At 67.2% G+C, this 14,863-nt stretch carries 12 protein-coding genes and 2 tRNA genes; 12 read left to right on the top strand and 2 right to left on the bottom strand.

The features are described 5' to 3' along the window. Positions 1-45 precede the first annotated feature (45 nt). Positions 46-582 (bottom strand): GspH/FimT family pseudopilin, encoded by a 537-nt coding sequence (locus tag K4043_RS17890; protein WP_265310110.1) that lies wholly within the window; start codon positions 580-582, stop codon positions 46-48. Between the two features lie 155 nt (positions 583-737). Here K4043_RS17890 and uvrB point away from each other — a divergent pair, with 155 nt between their 5' ends. The 12 genes from uvrB to K4043_RS17830 all read left to right on the top strand — a co-directional run bounded on the left by uvrB (position 738) and on the right by K4043_RS17830 (position 14,283). Next, positions 738-2,768, top strand: a complete 2,031-nt coding sequence (gene uvrB / locus K4043_RS17885; protein ID WP_265310109.1) for an excinuclease ABC subunit UvrB — start codon at positions 738-740, stop codon at positions 2,766-2,768. 107 nt (positions 2,769-2,875) lie between these two features. After that, positions 2,876-2,950 (top strand) — tRNA-Val (locus K4043_RS17880). A gap of 152 nt (positions 2,951-3,102) precedes the next feature. Next, complete coding sequence (locus K4043_RS17875) at positions 3,103-5,511, top strand: DNA internalization-related competence protein ComEC/Rec2 (protein ID WP_265310108.1); 2,409 nt, start codon at positions 3,103-3,105, stop codon at positions 5,509-5,511. A 3-nt stretch (positions 5,512-5,514) separates the two neighbouring features. Next, positions 5,515-6,189, top strand: a complete 675-nt coding sequence (locus K4043_RS17870; protein ID WP_123728863.1) for a MotA/TolQ/ExbB proton channel family protein — start codon at positions 5,515-5,517, stop codon at positions 6,187-6,189. 3 nt (positions 6,190-6,192) lie between these two features. Next, entirely contained in the window at positions 6,193-6,615 is a 423-nt protein-coding gene (locus tag K4043_RS17865) for a biopolymer transporter ExbD (RefSeq protein WP_265310107.1), read from the top strand. Beyond that, a complete protein-coding gene (gene msbA, locus K4043_RS17860; RefSeq protein ID WP_265310106.1) occupies positions 6,612-8,360 on the top strand; it encodes a lipid A export permease/ATP-binding protein MsbA in 1,749 nt (582 codons plus the stop codon). Before K4043_RS17865 ends, msbA begins: the two co-directional genes overlap by 4 nt. Beyond that, positions 8,360-9,382, top strand: coding sequence for a tetraacyldisaccharide 4'-kinase (gene lpxK / locus K4043_RS17855; RefSeq protein WP_123728866.1), 1,023 nt, complete (start codon positions 8,360-8,362; stop codon positions 9,380-9,382). Before msbA ends, lpxK begins: the two co-directional genes overlap by 1 nt. Before the next feature lie 66 nt (positions 9,383-9,448). Beyond that, the gene (gene kdsB, locus K4043_RS17850) at positions 9,449-10,222 is read left to right on the top strand and encodes a 3-deoxy-manno-octulosonate cytidylyltransferase (RefSeq protein ID WP_265310105.1); all 774 of its coding nucleotides are present in this window, start codon (positions 9,449-9,451) and stop codon (positions 10,220-10,222) included. A gap of 46 nt (positions 10,223-10,268) precedes the next feature. Then, positions 10,269-11,684, top strand: a complete 1,416-nt coding sequence (locus tag K4043_RS17845) for a hypothetical protein (RefSeq protein ID WP_265310104.1) — start codon at positions 10,269-10,271, stop codon at positions 11,682-11,684. Next, positions 11,681-13,528 (top strand): excinuclease ABC subunit UvrC, encoded by a 1,848-nt coding sequence (gene uvrC / locus K4043_RS17840; RefSeq protein WP_123728869.1) that lies wholly within the window; start codon positions 11,681-11,683, stop codon positions 13,526-13,528. The genes K4043_RS17845 and uvrC overlap by 4 nt, the downstream gene beginning before the upstream one ends. A gap of 9 nt (positions 13,529-13,537) precedes the next feature. Continuing rightward, positions 13,538-14,161, top strand: coding sequence for a CDP-diacylglycerol--glycerol-3-phosphate 3-phosphatidyltransferase (pgsA, locus tag K4043_RS17835; protein ID WP_123728870.1), 624 nt, complete (start codon positions 13,538-13,540; stop codon positions 14,159-14,161). 46 nt (positions 14,162-14,207) lie between these two features. Continuing rightward, positions 14,208-14,283, top strand: a tRNA-Gly gene (locus K4043_RS17830). A gap of 90 nt (positions 14,284-14,373) precedes the next feature. On the opposite strand, the gene K4043_RS17825 is transcribed toward K4043_RS17830, so the two are convergent. Further along, positions 14,374-14,727, bottom strand: coding sequence for a hypothetical protein (locus K4043_RS17825; protein ID WP_265310103.1), 354 nt, complete (start codon positions 14,725-14,727; stop codon positions 14,374-14,376). Positions 14,728-14,863: the final 136 nt, after the last annotated feature.

The following is a 14,863-nucleotide window of genomic DNA, read 5'->3' as shown; positions in this document are numbered from 1 at the left end:
GCAATCGCGGCTTTTGTCGTTTCTGACGGTCCACTCCCCTGGCCGTCATGGCTCGCAGGGGATTGGGTCCCGGAGGATCACCGAGCGGGCGCGCCCGCTGTTGCTGACGATCACTTTGCTGTGCTGGCGGCCGCGCGCGCAGATGATGACGCTCTGATTGACTCCCATGCTGCGACCGTCCGGTCGGAACCGCAGGCGAGGGCGCCCGGCCGTGGCCGGGGCCAGCAGGGTCAGGCCGGTCTGACCGGGGTAGTACTGCAGGATGTCCTTCTCGATAGCGGGTTGCCTGCTGCGCAGGGGATCGCGGTAGGTCATCCATCCCTTGCTCCATTCCGCGGTGCACCGCCGACCATCGTCGCTGGGGCAGACGCTGACGATTTCCCGGCGGGTCACCGCGGCCAGGCGCGCACCGGCGAAGGCCGAGTTCAGCTGCATCCGCAGCGCATCCGCGCGCAGATTGGACACCGTCTCGACGAGGCTGGGTCCTGCAAAGGCAACCAGCAGCCCGAGAATCACCAGGGTGGCCATCAGCTCCAGCAGGGTCAGCCCGGCACATCGGTAACGGTGAGTGGACCGGCGCACGGGACAGGACCTCCGTCAGCGGGGAAGCCTTGAGGTTGCCGCCTGACGTGCAGCCTGAACATCAGCCTGACCAGCCATGAAGCATCGGTGCAACCCTCAACCGGCCGTCACCAACCCGGCCGTTATACTGAAGGCTTCCCGGCAGTGGCGGCACCATGAGCGATCGTTTCCAACTTGAATCCCCGTATTCGCCAGCGGGCGACCAACCGGCGGCCATCGAGAAACTGACCGCCAACTTCGAGGCGGGCATCGCCAAGCAGACCCTGCTCGGCGTGACCGGTTCCGGCAAGACCTACACGGTCGCCAACGTGATCCAGCGGGTGCAGAAGCCGACCCTGGTGATGGCACCGAACAAGACCCTGGCCGCGCAGCTGTACGGCGAGTTCAAATCGTTCTTCCCGCACAACGCAGTCGAGTATTTCGTCAGCTACTACGACTACTACCAGCCGGAGGCCTATGTGCCGTCGTCGGACACCTTCATCGAGAAGGACAGTTCGATCAACGAGCACATCGAGCAGATGCGCTTGGCGGCGACGAAGACACTGCTGTCGCGCCCGGATGCGATCGTGGTGGCGACGGTATCGGCGATCTACGGCCTCGGCGCGCCGGAGGACTATCTGTCGATGCGCCTGATCCTGTCCACCGGTGAGCGGATCGACCAGCGCGACCTGATCAAGCACCTGACCCAGCTGCAGTACACCCGCAACGAGTTCGAGCTGCACCGTGGCACCTTCCGGGTGCGCGGCGAAGTGATCGATGTGTTCCCGGCCGAATCGGACAGCGAAGCGGTGCGCATCGAGTTGTTCGAAGGCGAGGTCGAGCAGATCAGCATGTTCGATCCGCTGACCGGTGAGAGCCTGCGCAAGATGATGCGCTACACGATCTATCCCAAGACCCACTACGCGACCACCCGCGAGCGCGTGCTGTCGGCGGTGGACACGATCAAGGCTGAGTTGAAGGTTCGCCTTGAGCAGTTGTACGAGCAGAACAAACTGGTGGAAGCACAGCGTCTGGCGCAGCGCACCCAGTTCGATCTGGAGATGATGGCCGAGGTCGGCTACTGCAACGGCATCGAGAACTACTCGCGCCATCTCACCGGCAAGAACGCCGGCGATCCGCCGCCAACGCTGTTCGACTACCTGCCGCCGGACGCGCTGCTGGTGATCGACGAATCGCACGTGACCATTCCGCAGATCGGCGCGATGTTCAAAGGCGACCGCTCGCGCAAGGAAACCCTGGTCGAGTTCGGTTTCCGCCTGCCCTCGGCGCTGGACAATCGTCCGCTGCGGTTTGAAGAGTGGGAAGAGCGTTGCCCGCGCAGCATCTATGTCTCGGCTACGCCGGGGCCGTATGAGCTGCGCGAGACCGAAGGCGAAATTACCGAACTGGTCGTGCGCCCGACCGGCCTGATCGATCCGGTGGTCGAGATCCGTCCGGTCGGCACCCAGGTCGATGATCTGATGTCCGAGGTCAACGAGCGCATCAAGCTGGGCGACCGCGTGCTGGTCACCACGTTGACCAAGCGCATGGCCGAGAACCTCACCGAATACCTGACCGAACACGGCATCCGCGTGCGTTACCTGCACTCGGATATCGACACCGTCGAGCGGGTGGAGATCATCCGCGATCTTCGCCTGGGCAAGTTCGATGTGCTGGTCGGCATCAACCTGCTGCGCGAAGGCCTGGACATGCCGGAAGTGTCGCTGGTGGCGATCCTCGATGCCGACAAGGAAGGCTTCCTGCGCTCGACCGGTTCGCTGATCCAGACCATCGGCCGCGCCGCGCGCAACCTGCGCGGCAAGGCGATCCTCTATGCGGACAAGATGACACGCTCGATGCAGGCCGCGATCGACGAGACCGACCGCCGCCGCGCCAAGCAGGTCGAATACAACGAACTGCACGGCATCGTGCCCAAGTCGGTGCTGCGTCCGATCACCGATGTGCTCGAAGGCGCGCGTTCGGAAGCGGCCGAGAAAGAGTCGCGCGGCAAAGGGAAGGGCAAAGGCAAGGGCGGGCGAGTGGCTGAAGAGTCCACCGATTACCGCACAATGGAGCCGGCCCAGATCGCCAAGCGCCTGCAGGCCCTGGAGCAGCAGATGTACCAGCACGCCCGCGATCTGGAGTTCGAAGATGCGGCCCGTGTACGTGATCAGATCCGCAAGTTGAAGGAAGCCAGTCTGGGCTGAACACCACGTTGTGAAATATCTTCACAAAAGTGTTGCGCTTTCCAGGGGGCGTCCGTAATATACGCGGCCTGCACCGACGCATTCGCAGCGGGGCAGGAAAGTAAAACGGGCGGTTAGCTCAGCGGTAGAGCACTACCTTGACATGGTAGGGGTCACAGGTTCGAACCCTGTACCGCCCACCACTTCAGTCCCGGAGACTGTCGTGGCACAACAGAAAAGCCAGCCCTCGGGTTGGCTTTTTTGCTTTGTGCGTTTCCTGACAACGGCCTGCATGGCGCACTGATACCCCGCACTGCGCCCGCCGTCGACACTCAGGGTTTCCCGGGTGCTGCACATGCGGCGAGCACTACACACCGGCGGCATGCCTGCACACGCGTCTGTTCCGATCTTCGGCAAGGCGTGTGCCGTCGCTTTGCTGGCAGGCATCTGCGTGATCGTCTTCTCGCCCCGGCTGCTGCCGCTGGGGTGGGGCGTTGCCGCAGCAGCGTTCGGCATCGTGTCCTGGATCCTGCCCGGCCGCTTCCGCCTCCTCGGCGCTGTCCTCTTCGGTATCGGCTGGGCCGCCGTGCACGGTCACGCCGGGCTGGCGCAGCAGCTGCCCCCCGGAGGCCCGGCGGTGGACCATGCGCTGCACGGGCGCGTGATCAGCCTGCCTCAACACGGCCCCGGCGGTACCCGGTTCCTGTTCCGGGTGGACGAAGGTGCGACGATGCCAACCGAACTTCGCGGCCGTGACCTGGCACTGGGCTGGTATGACGGGTTCCGTGGCGCGGCCGATGATCGGCGGCGCACACTCCGGGCCGGCGAACGCTGGTCGCTCACGGTTCGTGTCCGGCCGCCGCGCGGGCGGGTGAACCCGGGCGGGTTCGACGCCGAGGGCTATGCGTTGCGGCAGCGGGTGGCTGGCAGCGGGTACGTGCGGGAGCCTGCCCAGGCGCATCCGCTGGGTGAGCCGACCGGATTGCCTGCGTGGCGCGAGCGGATGGCCAACGCGATCGCCAGGGCGATCCAGGGCGACGGCCGTCGCTTCGTCCAGGCGCTGGCACTGGGCGATACCCGCGGCCTGAGCCAGGCCGACTGGGACGACCTGCGTGCGCTGGGGGTGACCCACCTGGTGGCCATCTCCGGCTTCCATGTCGGCGTGGTGGCCGGCGTCGCTGCTCTGTTGGCGGGCGGGCTCTGGCGGTGCCTGCCGATGCTTGGCCTGTACGTACCGCGTCCGATGGGGGCCGCGGCGGCGGCCGTCGCAGGCGCGGCGCTGTACGCCGCCGCAGCGGGTTTCGCGCTGCCGACGGTGCGCACCTTGCTGATGATCGCGGTGGTGGCCACTGCGCGCTGCAGCCGGCGGCGGGCAACCGTGGCGCAGTCGCTCTCCCTGGCGGCGCTGGCGATGCTGCTGTTCGACCCGCTCGCCGTCCTTGCGCCTGGCTTCTGGCTGAGCTTTGCCGGCGTGCTGTGGCTGATCTGGTGCCTGCCCGGGCGCGAGCAGGGCTGGTTGCGGGGGTTCCTGGGCGCGCAGGGCGTGGCGACCGTGGCGCTGCTGCCGTTGACCGTGGCGCTGTTCGGGCAGGCCTCGCGTGCGGGGCCGCTGGTGAACCTGGTGGCGATACCCTGGTGGACGATGGTGGTCGTGCCGCTGGCCCTGCTGGGCACTGCATTGGAGGCGCTGATCGACGGTGCCGGACGCTGGCCGTGGCAGCTGGCCGCGTGGTGCTTCGAGGCGAGCTGGTGGCTGTTCGGGTTCGCCGCGCGCAGCGAGCTGTCGCTGTGGTGGCTGCCGCAGTCCAGCCGCTGGGCACTGATCTCGGCCCTGTTCGGGGTGTTCTGGCTGCTGCTGCCGCGCGGCAGCGGTGGCCGGGTTCCCGCGCTGCTGCTGTGCCTGCCGCTGCTGTGGCCGGCGCGTCATGGGCCGGCCGAGGGCGAAGTGGAACTGCTGGTGATGGATGTGGGGCAGGGCCTGGCGGTAGCAGTGCGCACGCGCCGCCACACGCTGCTGTACGACACCGGCCCGGGGGCCGACGATGGCTTCGACGCGGGCGAGCGGATCGTGGTGCCCACCCTGCGTGCGCTGGGGCAGGGGCGGCTGGACCGGATCATGATCAGCCATGACCACCGCGACCATACCGGGGGGCTGCGCGGTGTACGCCGCAGCTTTCCGGACGCCCTGTTGCAGGCGCCACCTGATGCCCTGCGCGGCCGCGCGTCGGCCTGCCATGCGGGGCAATCCTGGCAATGGGACGGGGTGACGTTCCGGGTACTGCATCCACCGCGCGACGAGCCGCAGTCCATCAATGACAGCAGTTGCGTGCTGCGGCTGGAAACCAGCCAGGGGGCGATCCTGCTGGCCGGCGACATCGAAAAGCGCAGCGAGGCCCTGCTGGTCCAGCACCATGCGGCCCTGCTGGCGGCCGAAGCGGTGCTCGTCCCACACCATGGCAGCGCCAGCTCGTCCACGCCGGCGTGGGTGGCAGCGGTCGCGCCCCGGCTGGCGATCGTCTCGGCGGGTCACCGCAACCGGTTCGGCCACCCGCGTGCGGAGGTGGTCGCGCGCTGGCAGGCGATCGGCGCAGAAGTGCTGAGCACTGCCGACAGTGGCGCGGTTCGCGTCTGGCTCGGGCGTGAAGGCCTGCAGGTACGTGAACAACGGGTTTTCGAGCGGCGTTGGTGGGATGCCGCGGAGCGGAGCCGGCCGGCTGCTATCCTATCGGCGATCAAACAGGCGGCCGCTGGGCCGGAGGATTGAAACGTGTGGGAACTGGTCAAGGCCGGTGGCTGGCCGATGCTGCCGCTGCTGCTGTTGGGCGTACTGGCTTTGGCAATCGTCCTGGAGCGTTTCTGGACCCTGCGGCGCAATGAAGTCCTGCCCCCCGGGCTGGGTCAGGAAGTGCGCAACTGGGCCGCGCGCGGCAAGCTCGACCCGAGTCACATCCAGTCGCTGCGCGGCAACTCGCCGCTGGGCGCACTGCTGGCGACGGCGCTGGAAGCGCGCAACCGTCCGCGCGATCAGATCCGCGAGCGCATCGAAGATGCCGGCCGGCATCTGGTTCACCGCATGGAGCGGTTCCTGAATGCCCTCGGCACGATCGCCTCGGCCGGCCCGCTGCTGGGCCTGCTCGGCACGGTGGTCGGCATGATCCAGATGTTCATGGGCATCCTCGACCACGGCGTGGGCGATGTGAACCAGCTGGCCGGCGGTATCGGCAAGGCGCTGGTCTGCACCGCCACCGGCATGATCGTGGCGATTCCGGCGCTGATGTTCCATCGCTATTTCAAAGGCCGCATCGCCGGCTACGTGATCGAGATGGAGCAGGAGGCGTCGGCGCTGCTGGATGCGCTTGATGGTCGCCCGGGCGTGATGAACAACGCGCCGCGCGGCGCGGGTGCGCCGTCTGGTGCGGCACCGGTCACGGTCAAGGGCTGACGGATGCGCATCCGCAATGACCGGATCCAGGACGAGCCGCATATCGATCTGGTTCCCCTGATCGATGTGATCCTCGTTCTGATCATTTTCTTCGTGGTCACCACCACCTTCGATGCGCGTTCGACGCTGCAGCTGCAGCTGCCGACCGCCAGCCAGCAGGACACCACCGAGCCGCCGCGCTCGCTGAGCGTGCTGGTCAATGCCGAAGGGCGTTACTTCGTCAACGATCAGGAGGTGCTGCGCACCGACGTCGAGTCGGTCAAGCAGACGATTGCCGCCGTGGCCGGCAGCGATCGGGAACAGACCGTACTGTTGCGCGCCGACGCGCGCACGCCTTACCAGGCTGTCGTCACGGCCCAGGATGCTCTGGGCCAGCTGGGCTTCCGCCGCATCGCCATCGCTACCGCGCCGGAGGTGCGTCCATGAGCAAGAAACATTCCCCCGTCTGGCCGATCTACAAGCGCCTGCTCGGGTATACCGGTGCCTATTGGGTGTTCATGGTCGCGGCCGTGGTCGCGATGGTGATCGAGGCCCTGGCCGGGTACAGCTTCACCAAGCTGATGGAGCCGCTGGTCAACCGGGGCTTCGTCAACCCGGAGCCGCGCATGGCGGTGATCCTGCCGCTGACCATCCTCGGGTTGTTCATGATGCGCAGTCTGGCCACCCTGGTCAGCGATTACGCACTGGCCCGCACCGGCCGCAGCGTGGTGCGCGATCTGCGTGAGCAGGTACTGGAGAAGTACCTGCACCTGCCGTCCTCGCATTTCGATGCCGAGGCCACGCCGGTGATGGTCAGCCGCCTGAACTTCGATACCGAGCAGGTCACCCAGGCCAGCGCGGATGCGCTCAAGACCCTGGTGGCCGATACCCTCACCATCATCGCGATGCTGGTGGTGATGCTGCAGATGAGCGTCAAGGTCACCATGGCGATGCTGGTGGTGGTGCCGCTGATCGGCGTGATCGTGTCGATCGTGGGCAAGCGCTACCGCCGGATCAGCCGTGGCATCCAGGATGGCATGGGCGGCATGGCGCAGACCGCCGAACAGTCCCTGGCCGCGCAGCAGGAAGTCAAGGTGCATGGCACCCAGGCGCACGAAATCTCGCGCTATTCCCGGCTTGCCAACCGCATGCTCGGCCTGAACATGAAGGTCGAAACCACGCGCGCGCTGGCCTCCAGCACGGTGCAGTTCCTGGCGGCCCTGGCGCTGGCGGTGATCGTGTGGGTGTCCACCCGCGAGGCGTTGGCCGGCAAACTCAACGCGGGCCAGTTCATGGGCCTGATGACCTCGATGATGGCGATCATTCCGTCGCTGCGTCGCCTGACCAGTGTGCAGACCTCGATCTCGCGCGGTGTGGCGGCGGCCGAGCGCCTGTTCGGGATTCTGGACATGCCGGTCGAACGCGATGAAGGCATCCAGCGGATCGGCCGTGCACGTGGCGAGCTTGCGTTCGAGCACGTGATGCTGCGCTATCGCGAAGACACCGGCATCGCGCTGGATGACATCAGTTTCGTGGCCAAGCCTGGCACCGTGACGGCGATTGTCGGTCGTTCCGGCAGCGGCAAGACCAGCCTGATCCGGCTGGTGCCACGCTTCTACGAACCCAGCGGTGGCCGCATCACGCTGGATGGGGTGGCGCTGGACGATTATCCGCTGGCCGACCTGCGTCGCCAGGTGGCGATGGTCGGGCAGAAGGTCATGCTGTTCGATGACACCGTGGGCGCCAACATCGCCTACGGCATGGACGCGACCGAAGAGCAGATCCGCGCTGCCGCCGAAGCGGCCAATGCGTGGGAGTTCATCGCGCGCATGCCACAGCAGCTGCAGACCCCGGTAGGCGAAAACGGTGCGCTGCTCTCCGGCGGCCAGCGTCAGCGCCTGGCGATCGCCCGTGCGATCCTGCGCGACGCGCCGATCCTGATCCTGGATGAAGCCACCGCCGCGCTCGACAACGAATCCGAGCGCCTGGTGCAGGATGCGTTGCAGCGTCTGATGCCCGAGCGCACCACGCTGGTGATCGCGCACCGTCTGTCCACCATCGAACATGCCGATCAGGTGCTGGTGATGGACCATGGCCGCATCGTCGAGCGCGGCACGCACAACGAGCTGCTGGCGCTGGGTGGCCTGTACGAGCATCTGCACAAGATGCAGTTCCGCGAAAGGCAGCCTTGATGGCAGGCAAGGGCACCCACACGCCGTCGTACTGGTACGACGGCAGCGCCATCCCGTTCCTGGCACGCCTGGCGTCGCCGCTGTACGGCGCGGCGATCGCGCTGCGCCGGATGGCGTATCGCCGTCGCTGGTTGAAACGGCATTCACTGCCGGTGCCGGTGGTGGTGGTCGGCAACGTCACCGCCGGTGGCACCGGCAAGACCCCGCTCACGATCGCCCTGGTCAACCGCCTGCGCGAAGCGGGCTGGAAGCCGGGGGTCGCCAGCCGTGGCTATGGTCGCGACGATGCGGGCACACCGCGCTGGGTGCTGGCCAGTACCGATACCGCCGTCGGCGGCGACGAGCCGGTGCTGATCGCCTGGAAAACCGGCGTGCCGGTGCGGGTGGATGCGGACCGTGTGGCGGCCGGCAAGGCACTGGTCGAGGCGGGCTGCGACATCATCGTCTGCGACGACGGGCTGCAGCACTATCGGCTGGCGCGCGACATCGAAATTGAAGTGGTCGACGCCCAGCGTCGTTACGGCAACGGTCGGCTGATTCCCGCCGGGCCGCTGCGCGAGCCGGCCAGCCGCGCGCGCGACTGCGATTTCCGCGTGGTCAACATGGGCCAGGCCAGCGATGGTACCGAGGCACAGACCGCCTGCGGCTTCGGCGAATGGCCCATGCAGCTGCGTATCGACAGCGCACAGCCGCTGCAGGGCGGCCGCGCGCGGCGCCTCTCGCATTTCCAGGGCCAGCGCGTGCATGCGGTGGCCGGTATCGCCAATCCGCAGCGCTTCTTCGACATGCTGCGTGCGCATCGCATCGGTGTGGTGCCGCATGCCTTCGCCGATCACCATGCCTACCAGCCAGCGGATCTGCGCTTCGGCAGCGAACTGCCGGTGCTGATGACCGAGAAGGACGCGGTCAAGTGCAAGGCCTTCGCGACCGAATGGCACTTCGCCGTGCCGCTGTCGGCCGAGCTGCCAGCGGCGTTCTGGATCAGCCTGCTGGACCGCGTCGAGAAGCTCGGCAAGCGTTGACGGGCCCGGTGCCGGTTGCGGCACACTGCGTCTCTGACTGCATTCCTTTCGTACAGGTCATCCCCCATGAGCGCTTCCGTCGAGTTCGTCGTCGCCATTCCCGCCCGTTATGCCGCCTCCCGGCTGCCGGGCAAGCCGCTGCGCCTGCTCGGCGGCGAGCCGCTGGTGCTGCGCGTGGCGCAACGCGCGCTGCTCGCGGGCGCGCGCGAGGTGTGGGTGGCCACCGACGATCAGCGCATCGCCGATGCCCTGCAGGGCCTGGCCGAGGTGCGCGTGGCGATGACCTCCGCCGAGCACGCCTCCGGCACCGATCGGCTGGCCGAGTGCGCCGCGCAGGCGGGCTGGTCCGATGACACCCTGGTGGTGAACCTGCAGGGCGATGAGCCCTTTGCCCCGGCCGAAGGCATCCGTGCGGTGGCCGAAGCCCTGGTCTACAGCGGTGCGGAGATGTCCACGCTGGCCACGCCGGTGGACGACGCTGAAACCCTGTTCGACCCGAACGTGGTCAAGGTCGTGCGCAAGCAGAACCTGGACGCGCTGTACTTCAGCCGCGCGCCGATTCCATGGCACCGCGATGCCTTCGCGCGCTCACGCGACACGCTGCCCGGCCCGCACTGGCTGCGCCATATCGGCATCTACGGGTACCGCGCCGGTTTCCTGCGCCAGTTTGCCGCGTTGCCGGCCGGCACGCTGGAGCAGCTGGAGTCGCTGGAGCAGCTGCGCGTGCTGGAAGCGGGGCACCGCATCAGTGTGGCGCTGACCCCCGCCGAGTTCCCGCCCGGCATCGATACCCCGGGCGATCTGGCGCGTGCCGAGGCCTGGTGGGCAGCACACCCGTGACCGTGGCACGACGGTGGCATGACGCGTCGTCCGGCATAATCGGGGCATGAACGTCCAGCCCGTCCAGGATCTGCCCGAGTTCGCCACCTGGCTCAACGCCACACCGACCACCCTGGCCGAGTTGCAGGGGCGGCCGGTCGTGCTGGCCTTCGTCAACGCCGCCTCGGTATGGTGCGCGCAGCGGCTGGCCGAGCTGGCCCAGTGGCAGTCACGCCACCCGGGCAAGCTGCAGCTGCTGGTGCTGCAGGTGCCACGTTTTGATGGCGAGCGCGATCCTGATCAGTCCCTCAAGCTGCTGCGCCGCCAGGGGCTGAACGCGCCGGCCCTGCTGGATGCGGACTGGGATGGCTGGCGCCGGTTCGGCGTGAACGCATGGCCGACCCTGGTCCTGCTCGATGCGCAGGGGCGCGAGCGCGAGCGTCTGGTCGGTCTCGGCGGGGAACTGGAACGCTCCCTTGCTGCGTTGTGCGAAGGCAGCTCGCGGCCGTCCGATGAGGATCTGCACGGCGCCCGTGAGCTGAGCCCCGAGCCGCGCCTGCCGCTGCGCTTTCCGACCGGGTTGGCGGTGACCACCGAGCGCCTGTACATCGCCGACACCGGCCATCACCGCGTGCTCGAGTGCAGCCATGGTGGCCGCGTGCTGCGCCAGTTCGGCATGGGCACCGCCGATTTCATGGATGGGGACCAGGCCCAGGCGGCCTTCCACCATCCGCAGGGCCTCGCGCTGGAGCGCGAATGGCTGTACGTGGCCGACACCGGCAACCATGCCCTGCGCCGCATCCATCTGCTCTCCGGCCAGGTCGACACGCTGTGCGGCACCGGCCGCCCCGGTGAGCCCATCGAAGGGCCGGTCGCCGACCCACGCTACACCGCGCTCAACCATCCGCAGGGGCTGGCGGTCGCCGACAACCAGATCCACATCGCGATGGCCGGCGACAACCGCATCTGGAGCTATCACCTTGGCCAGCGCAGCCTGCAGTGGCGCGCCGGCAGCGGGGCGATCGACGAGCGCGATGGCAGTGGGCACATGGCCGCGTTCGCGCAACCGTGCTCGGTCGCCGCGGTCCAGCAGGTGCTGTACGTCTGCGACGCACTGGGCTCGTCGGTCCGTGCCATGCAGCTGCGTGGCGATCTGGTGCAGACGCTGGTCGGGCAGGGCCTGTGGACCTTTGGCGAGCAGGACGGCGCACGCGCGTCGGCGCTGCTGCAGTACCCGCAGGCAATTGCCCTGAGTCCGGATGCGCCGCTGCTGTGGATCGCCGATGCCGGCAACGGTCGCCTGCGCACGCTGCGCCTGGGCGGCGGTGAGCTGAGCACGCTGGAGTTGCCGCGGCGCCTGCATGGCCCGGCTGGCCTGGCATTGGGCGGTGGCGCGGTCTGGATCGCCGAGACCGATGCCCACGCCGTGCTTCGATTCGACCCCGTCAGTGGTGTCCTGAGCGACGTGCCGATCAACGAATGACTGTTTCTTCCGCCCCCGCCTTCGATGGCAAGGCATTTGCGGCCCACCTGAGCACCGCCCCCGGCGTGTACCGCATGTACGCCGCCGACGACACCCTGCTGTACGTCGGCAAGGCGCGTGCGCTGCGCAACCGCGTGGGCAGCTATTTCAACGGCACGCCCAAGACCACGCGGATCATGTCGATGCTCTCGCAGGTCGCGCGCATGGACGTGACCGTGACCCGCTCGGAGGCCGAGGCGCTGCTGCTGGAAAACCAGCTGATCAAGTCGCTCTCACCGCGCTACAACGTCTCCCTGCGTGACGACAAGACCTATCCGCACGTGCTGCTGACCCGCGAGCAATGGCCGCGCATCGCGCTGCACCGTGGCCCGCGTGCGGTGCCGGGGCGGTACTTCGGTCCGTACCCGGGCGTCACCGCCGTGCGCGAAACGCTCAACCTGATGCACAAGCTGTTCAAGCTGCGCAGCTGCGAAGACAGCGTGTTCCGCAACCGCTCGCGACCCTGCCTGCAGTACCAGATCGGCCGCTGCAGCGCGCCGTGCGTGGAGCTGGTCGCGCCGGACGATTACGCCGAGTCGGTACGCCGCGCCTCGATGTTCCTGGAAGGCAAGAGCGATCAGCTTGCGCGCGAGCTCGGCACCCAGATGCAGGCCGCCAGCGAAGCACTGGAATTCGAGCAGGCCGCGCGCCTGCGCGATCTGATCGCCTCGTTGCGCAGCATGCAGACCCGCCAGTACGTGGACGGCCGCGCGGCGGATCTGGACGTGCTGGCCTGCGCCACCCAGGGCGCCAGTGCCTGCGTGCTGCTGCTGGCTTTCCGTGATGGCCGCAACATGGGCACGCGGCCGTTCTTCCCGCGCACCAATGGCGAAGAGAGTGCCGATGAAGTGCTGGGCGCGTTCGTGTCCCAGTACTACGCCGAGCACGCGCCACCGCGCGAGATCCTGCTCGATCGCGAAATCCCGGATGCCAGCCTGATCGAATCGGCGTTGAGCGCCTCGGCCGAGCACAAGGTGCAGCTGCGCTGGAACGTGCGCGGCGAGCGCGCGGGCTACGTGGAACTGGCCGCACGCAATGCGCAGATCACTCTGGTGACCGAGCTCGGCAGCCGGACCGCGCAGCACGCACGCAGCGAAGACCTCCGGCAGATGCTCGGCCTGACCGAGCAGGTCAAGCGCGTGGAGTGTTTCGACATCAGTCACACCATGGGCGAAGCCACCGTGGCCTCGTGCGTGGTGTTCGATGCGGCCGGCCCGGTGCGCAGCCAGTACCGCCGTTTCAACATCAGTGGCATCGAGCCCGGCGATGACTATGCGGCCATGCGCCAGGCAATCGAGCGGCGCTTCCGCCGCGCGGTGGAAGAGGACGGGGTACTACCGGATTTGCTGCTGATCGACGGCGGCGCCGGCCAGCTGGCCCAGGCGCAGTCCGCGCTGGCCGATCTGGGCGTGGAAGGGGTGATGCTGGTCGGCGTGGCCAAGGGCGTGGAGCGCAGGGCAGGGCATGAAGCCCTGGTCATGCCGGACGGCCGCGAACTGCGCCCGGGCGCGGCCTCACCGGCGCTGCAGTTCATCCAGCAGGTGCGTGACGAGGCCCACCGCTTCGCCATCACCGGCCACCGCGGTCGCCGACAGAAGGCCCGGATGACCAGCAAACTCGAGGATATTCCTGGGATCGGCCCGCGCCGGCGCGCCAGCCTGCTCAAACATTTCGGCGGCCTGGTCGGCCTGAAAGCCGCCGGCGAAGCGGAAATCGCGAAAGTGGACGGCATCAATGACGCCCTCGCTGCGCGTATCTACGCTAACCTTCATGGACTGCCCACGCCCGACGCGGCGGGCGAGTAGAGAGACGCAATGAAGTTGACCCTCCCCACCTGGCTGACCCTGCTGCGGATCGTGATGATCCCCGTCCTGGTGCTGGTGTTCTATCTCCCCTACAAGTGGACCAATTTCGCCTCGGCGGCGATCTTCGGCCTGGCTGCGCTCACCGACTGGCTCGACGGCTGGATCGCCCGCCGCTACGACCTGCAGTCCGCATTCGGCGCTTTCCTCGACCCGGTCGCGGACAAGCTGATGGTGGCCGTGGCGCTGTTCCTGATCGTGCAGGGCCATCCCACCGCGTGGATGGCGGTCTGGGCGGCCGTGATCGTCGGCCGTGAAATCGCCGTGTCGGCACTGCGCGAATGGATGGCGGAAATCGGGCAGCGCGCCAAGGTGCGTGTGGCAGTGATCGGCAAGGTGAAAACCACCGCGCAGATGGTCGCGCTGCTGTGCCTGCTGTACTCGGTCGCACCGCACACCCCGATGCAGGACATCTGGATGGGCACCGAGGTCTTCCACATCGGTGACTGGACCCTGGCGATCGCCTCGATCCTGACGCTGTGGTCGGGCCTGCAATACCTGCACGCCGCGTGGCCGAGCCTGCGCGAAGACGAGCGCCTTGCGCGTGAGAACGCCAAAGCGAAAAAGAATGCGTGAGGGCTGTTGACAGGGATGCATTTGGCTGTAGAATTTCGCCTCCCAAGCGGGAATAGCTCAGTTGGTAGAGCGCAACCTTGCCAAGGTTGAGGTCGCGAGTTCGAGTCTCGTTTCCCGCTCCAGATACCGCATTCCATCGTGATTCGTCCCGATGCGATGCAACGAAAAAAGCGACCTTCCGGGTCGCTTTTTTCGTTTGTGTGCTTCGACGGTCAGTGGCGCTTCCCGATCCGGACGTTGCACCAGGTGTGGATGTTCCGCTGATCGAACCCGGGGCATGTATTGCTGACCGGCACGTACACGTAGAGCGCCTGCTCCGTATGTGCGAAGTGGTAGTAGTTCGTGCGGTCTTTGCCGTACAGCCAGTAGTTCGATGAGCCCTGGTTGATGACGTAGGGTTCGAACGACACGATCGACGATTCAGCAGGAAGGATGTTGCTTCTGTCGGTCAGCATCAGCCAGGCGTTGGATAAGGCGGGGGTGGTCGTGCCGACGACAGCGAAGGCTGCGATCGCGAAGAGGGCACCGGCGATGGCAAAGCGGGCGATGCGGAAATGGTGTGGCATGGCGGCGAATTCACAGGGAGCGAGGGGCTGAGCTGGTGCCGCCGCGGGCCGTTGGGCGTGATGCGGCAGCGCACTGACAGGGTGCGAAAAGGATGTTGACGACGTGAAGGAATTCCGACAGAATAGCGCTCCTTCG

This window comes from Stenotrophomonas sp. SRS1, from assembly GCF_026130205.1.
GTDB classification, from domain to species: Bacteria; Pseudomonadota; Gammaproteobacteria; order Xanthomonadales; family Xanthomonadaceae; genus Stenotrophomonas; species Stenotrophomonas rhizophila_B.
This window is presented reverse-complemented; position numbering and strand designations above follow the sequence as displayed.

Bases quoted from the DNA above. Each gene is read 5' to 3' on its own strand.
- uvrB (WP_265310109.1), top strand. From the start codon at position 738: ATGAGCGATCGTTTCCAACTTGAATCCCCGTATTCGCCAGCGGGCGAC.
- K4043_RS17875 (WP_265310108.1), top strand. From the start codon at position 3,103: ATGCGGCGAGCACTACACACCGGCGGCATGCCTGCACACGCGTCTGTT.
- K4043_RS17865 (WP_265310107.1), top strand. From the start codon at position 6,193: ATGCGCATCCGCAATGACCGGATCCAGGACGAGCCGCATATCGATCTG.
- msbA (WP_265310106.1), top strand. From the start codon at position 6,612: ATGAGCAAGAAACATTCCCCCGTCTGGCCGATCTACAAGCGCCTGCTC.
- lpxK (WP_123728866.1), top strand. From the start codon at position 8,360: ATGGCAGGCAAGGGCACCCACACGCCGTCGTACTGGTACGACGGCAGC.
- kdsB (WP_265310105.1), top strand. From the start codon at position 9,449: ATGAGCGCTTCCGTCGAGTTCGTCGTCGCCATTCCCGCCCGTTATGCC.
- K4043_RS17845 (WP_265310104.1), top strand. From the start codon at position 10,269: ATGAACGTCCAGCCCGTCCAGGATCTGCCCGAGTTCGCCACCTGGCTC.
- uvrC (WP_123728869.1), top strand. From the start codon at position 11,681: ATGACTGTTTCTTCCGCCCCCGCCTTCGATGGCAAGGCATTTGCGGCC.
- pgsA (WP_123728870.1), top strand. From the start codon at position 13,538: ATGAAGTTGACCCTCCCCACCTGGCTGACCCTGCTGCGGATCGTGATG.
- K4043_RS17825 (WP_265310103.1), bottom strand. From the start codon at position 14,727: ATGCCACACCATTTCCGCATCGCCCGCTTTGCCATCGCCGGTGCCCTC.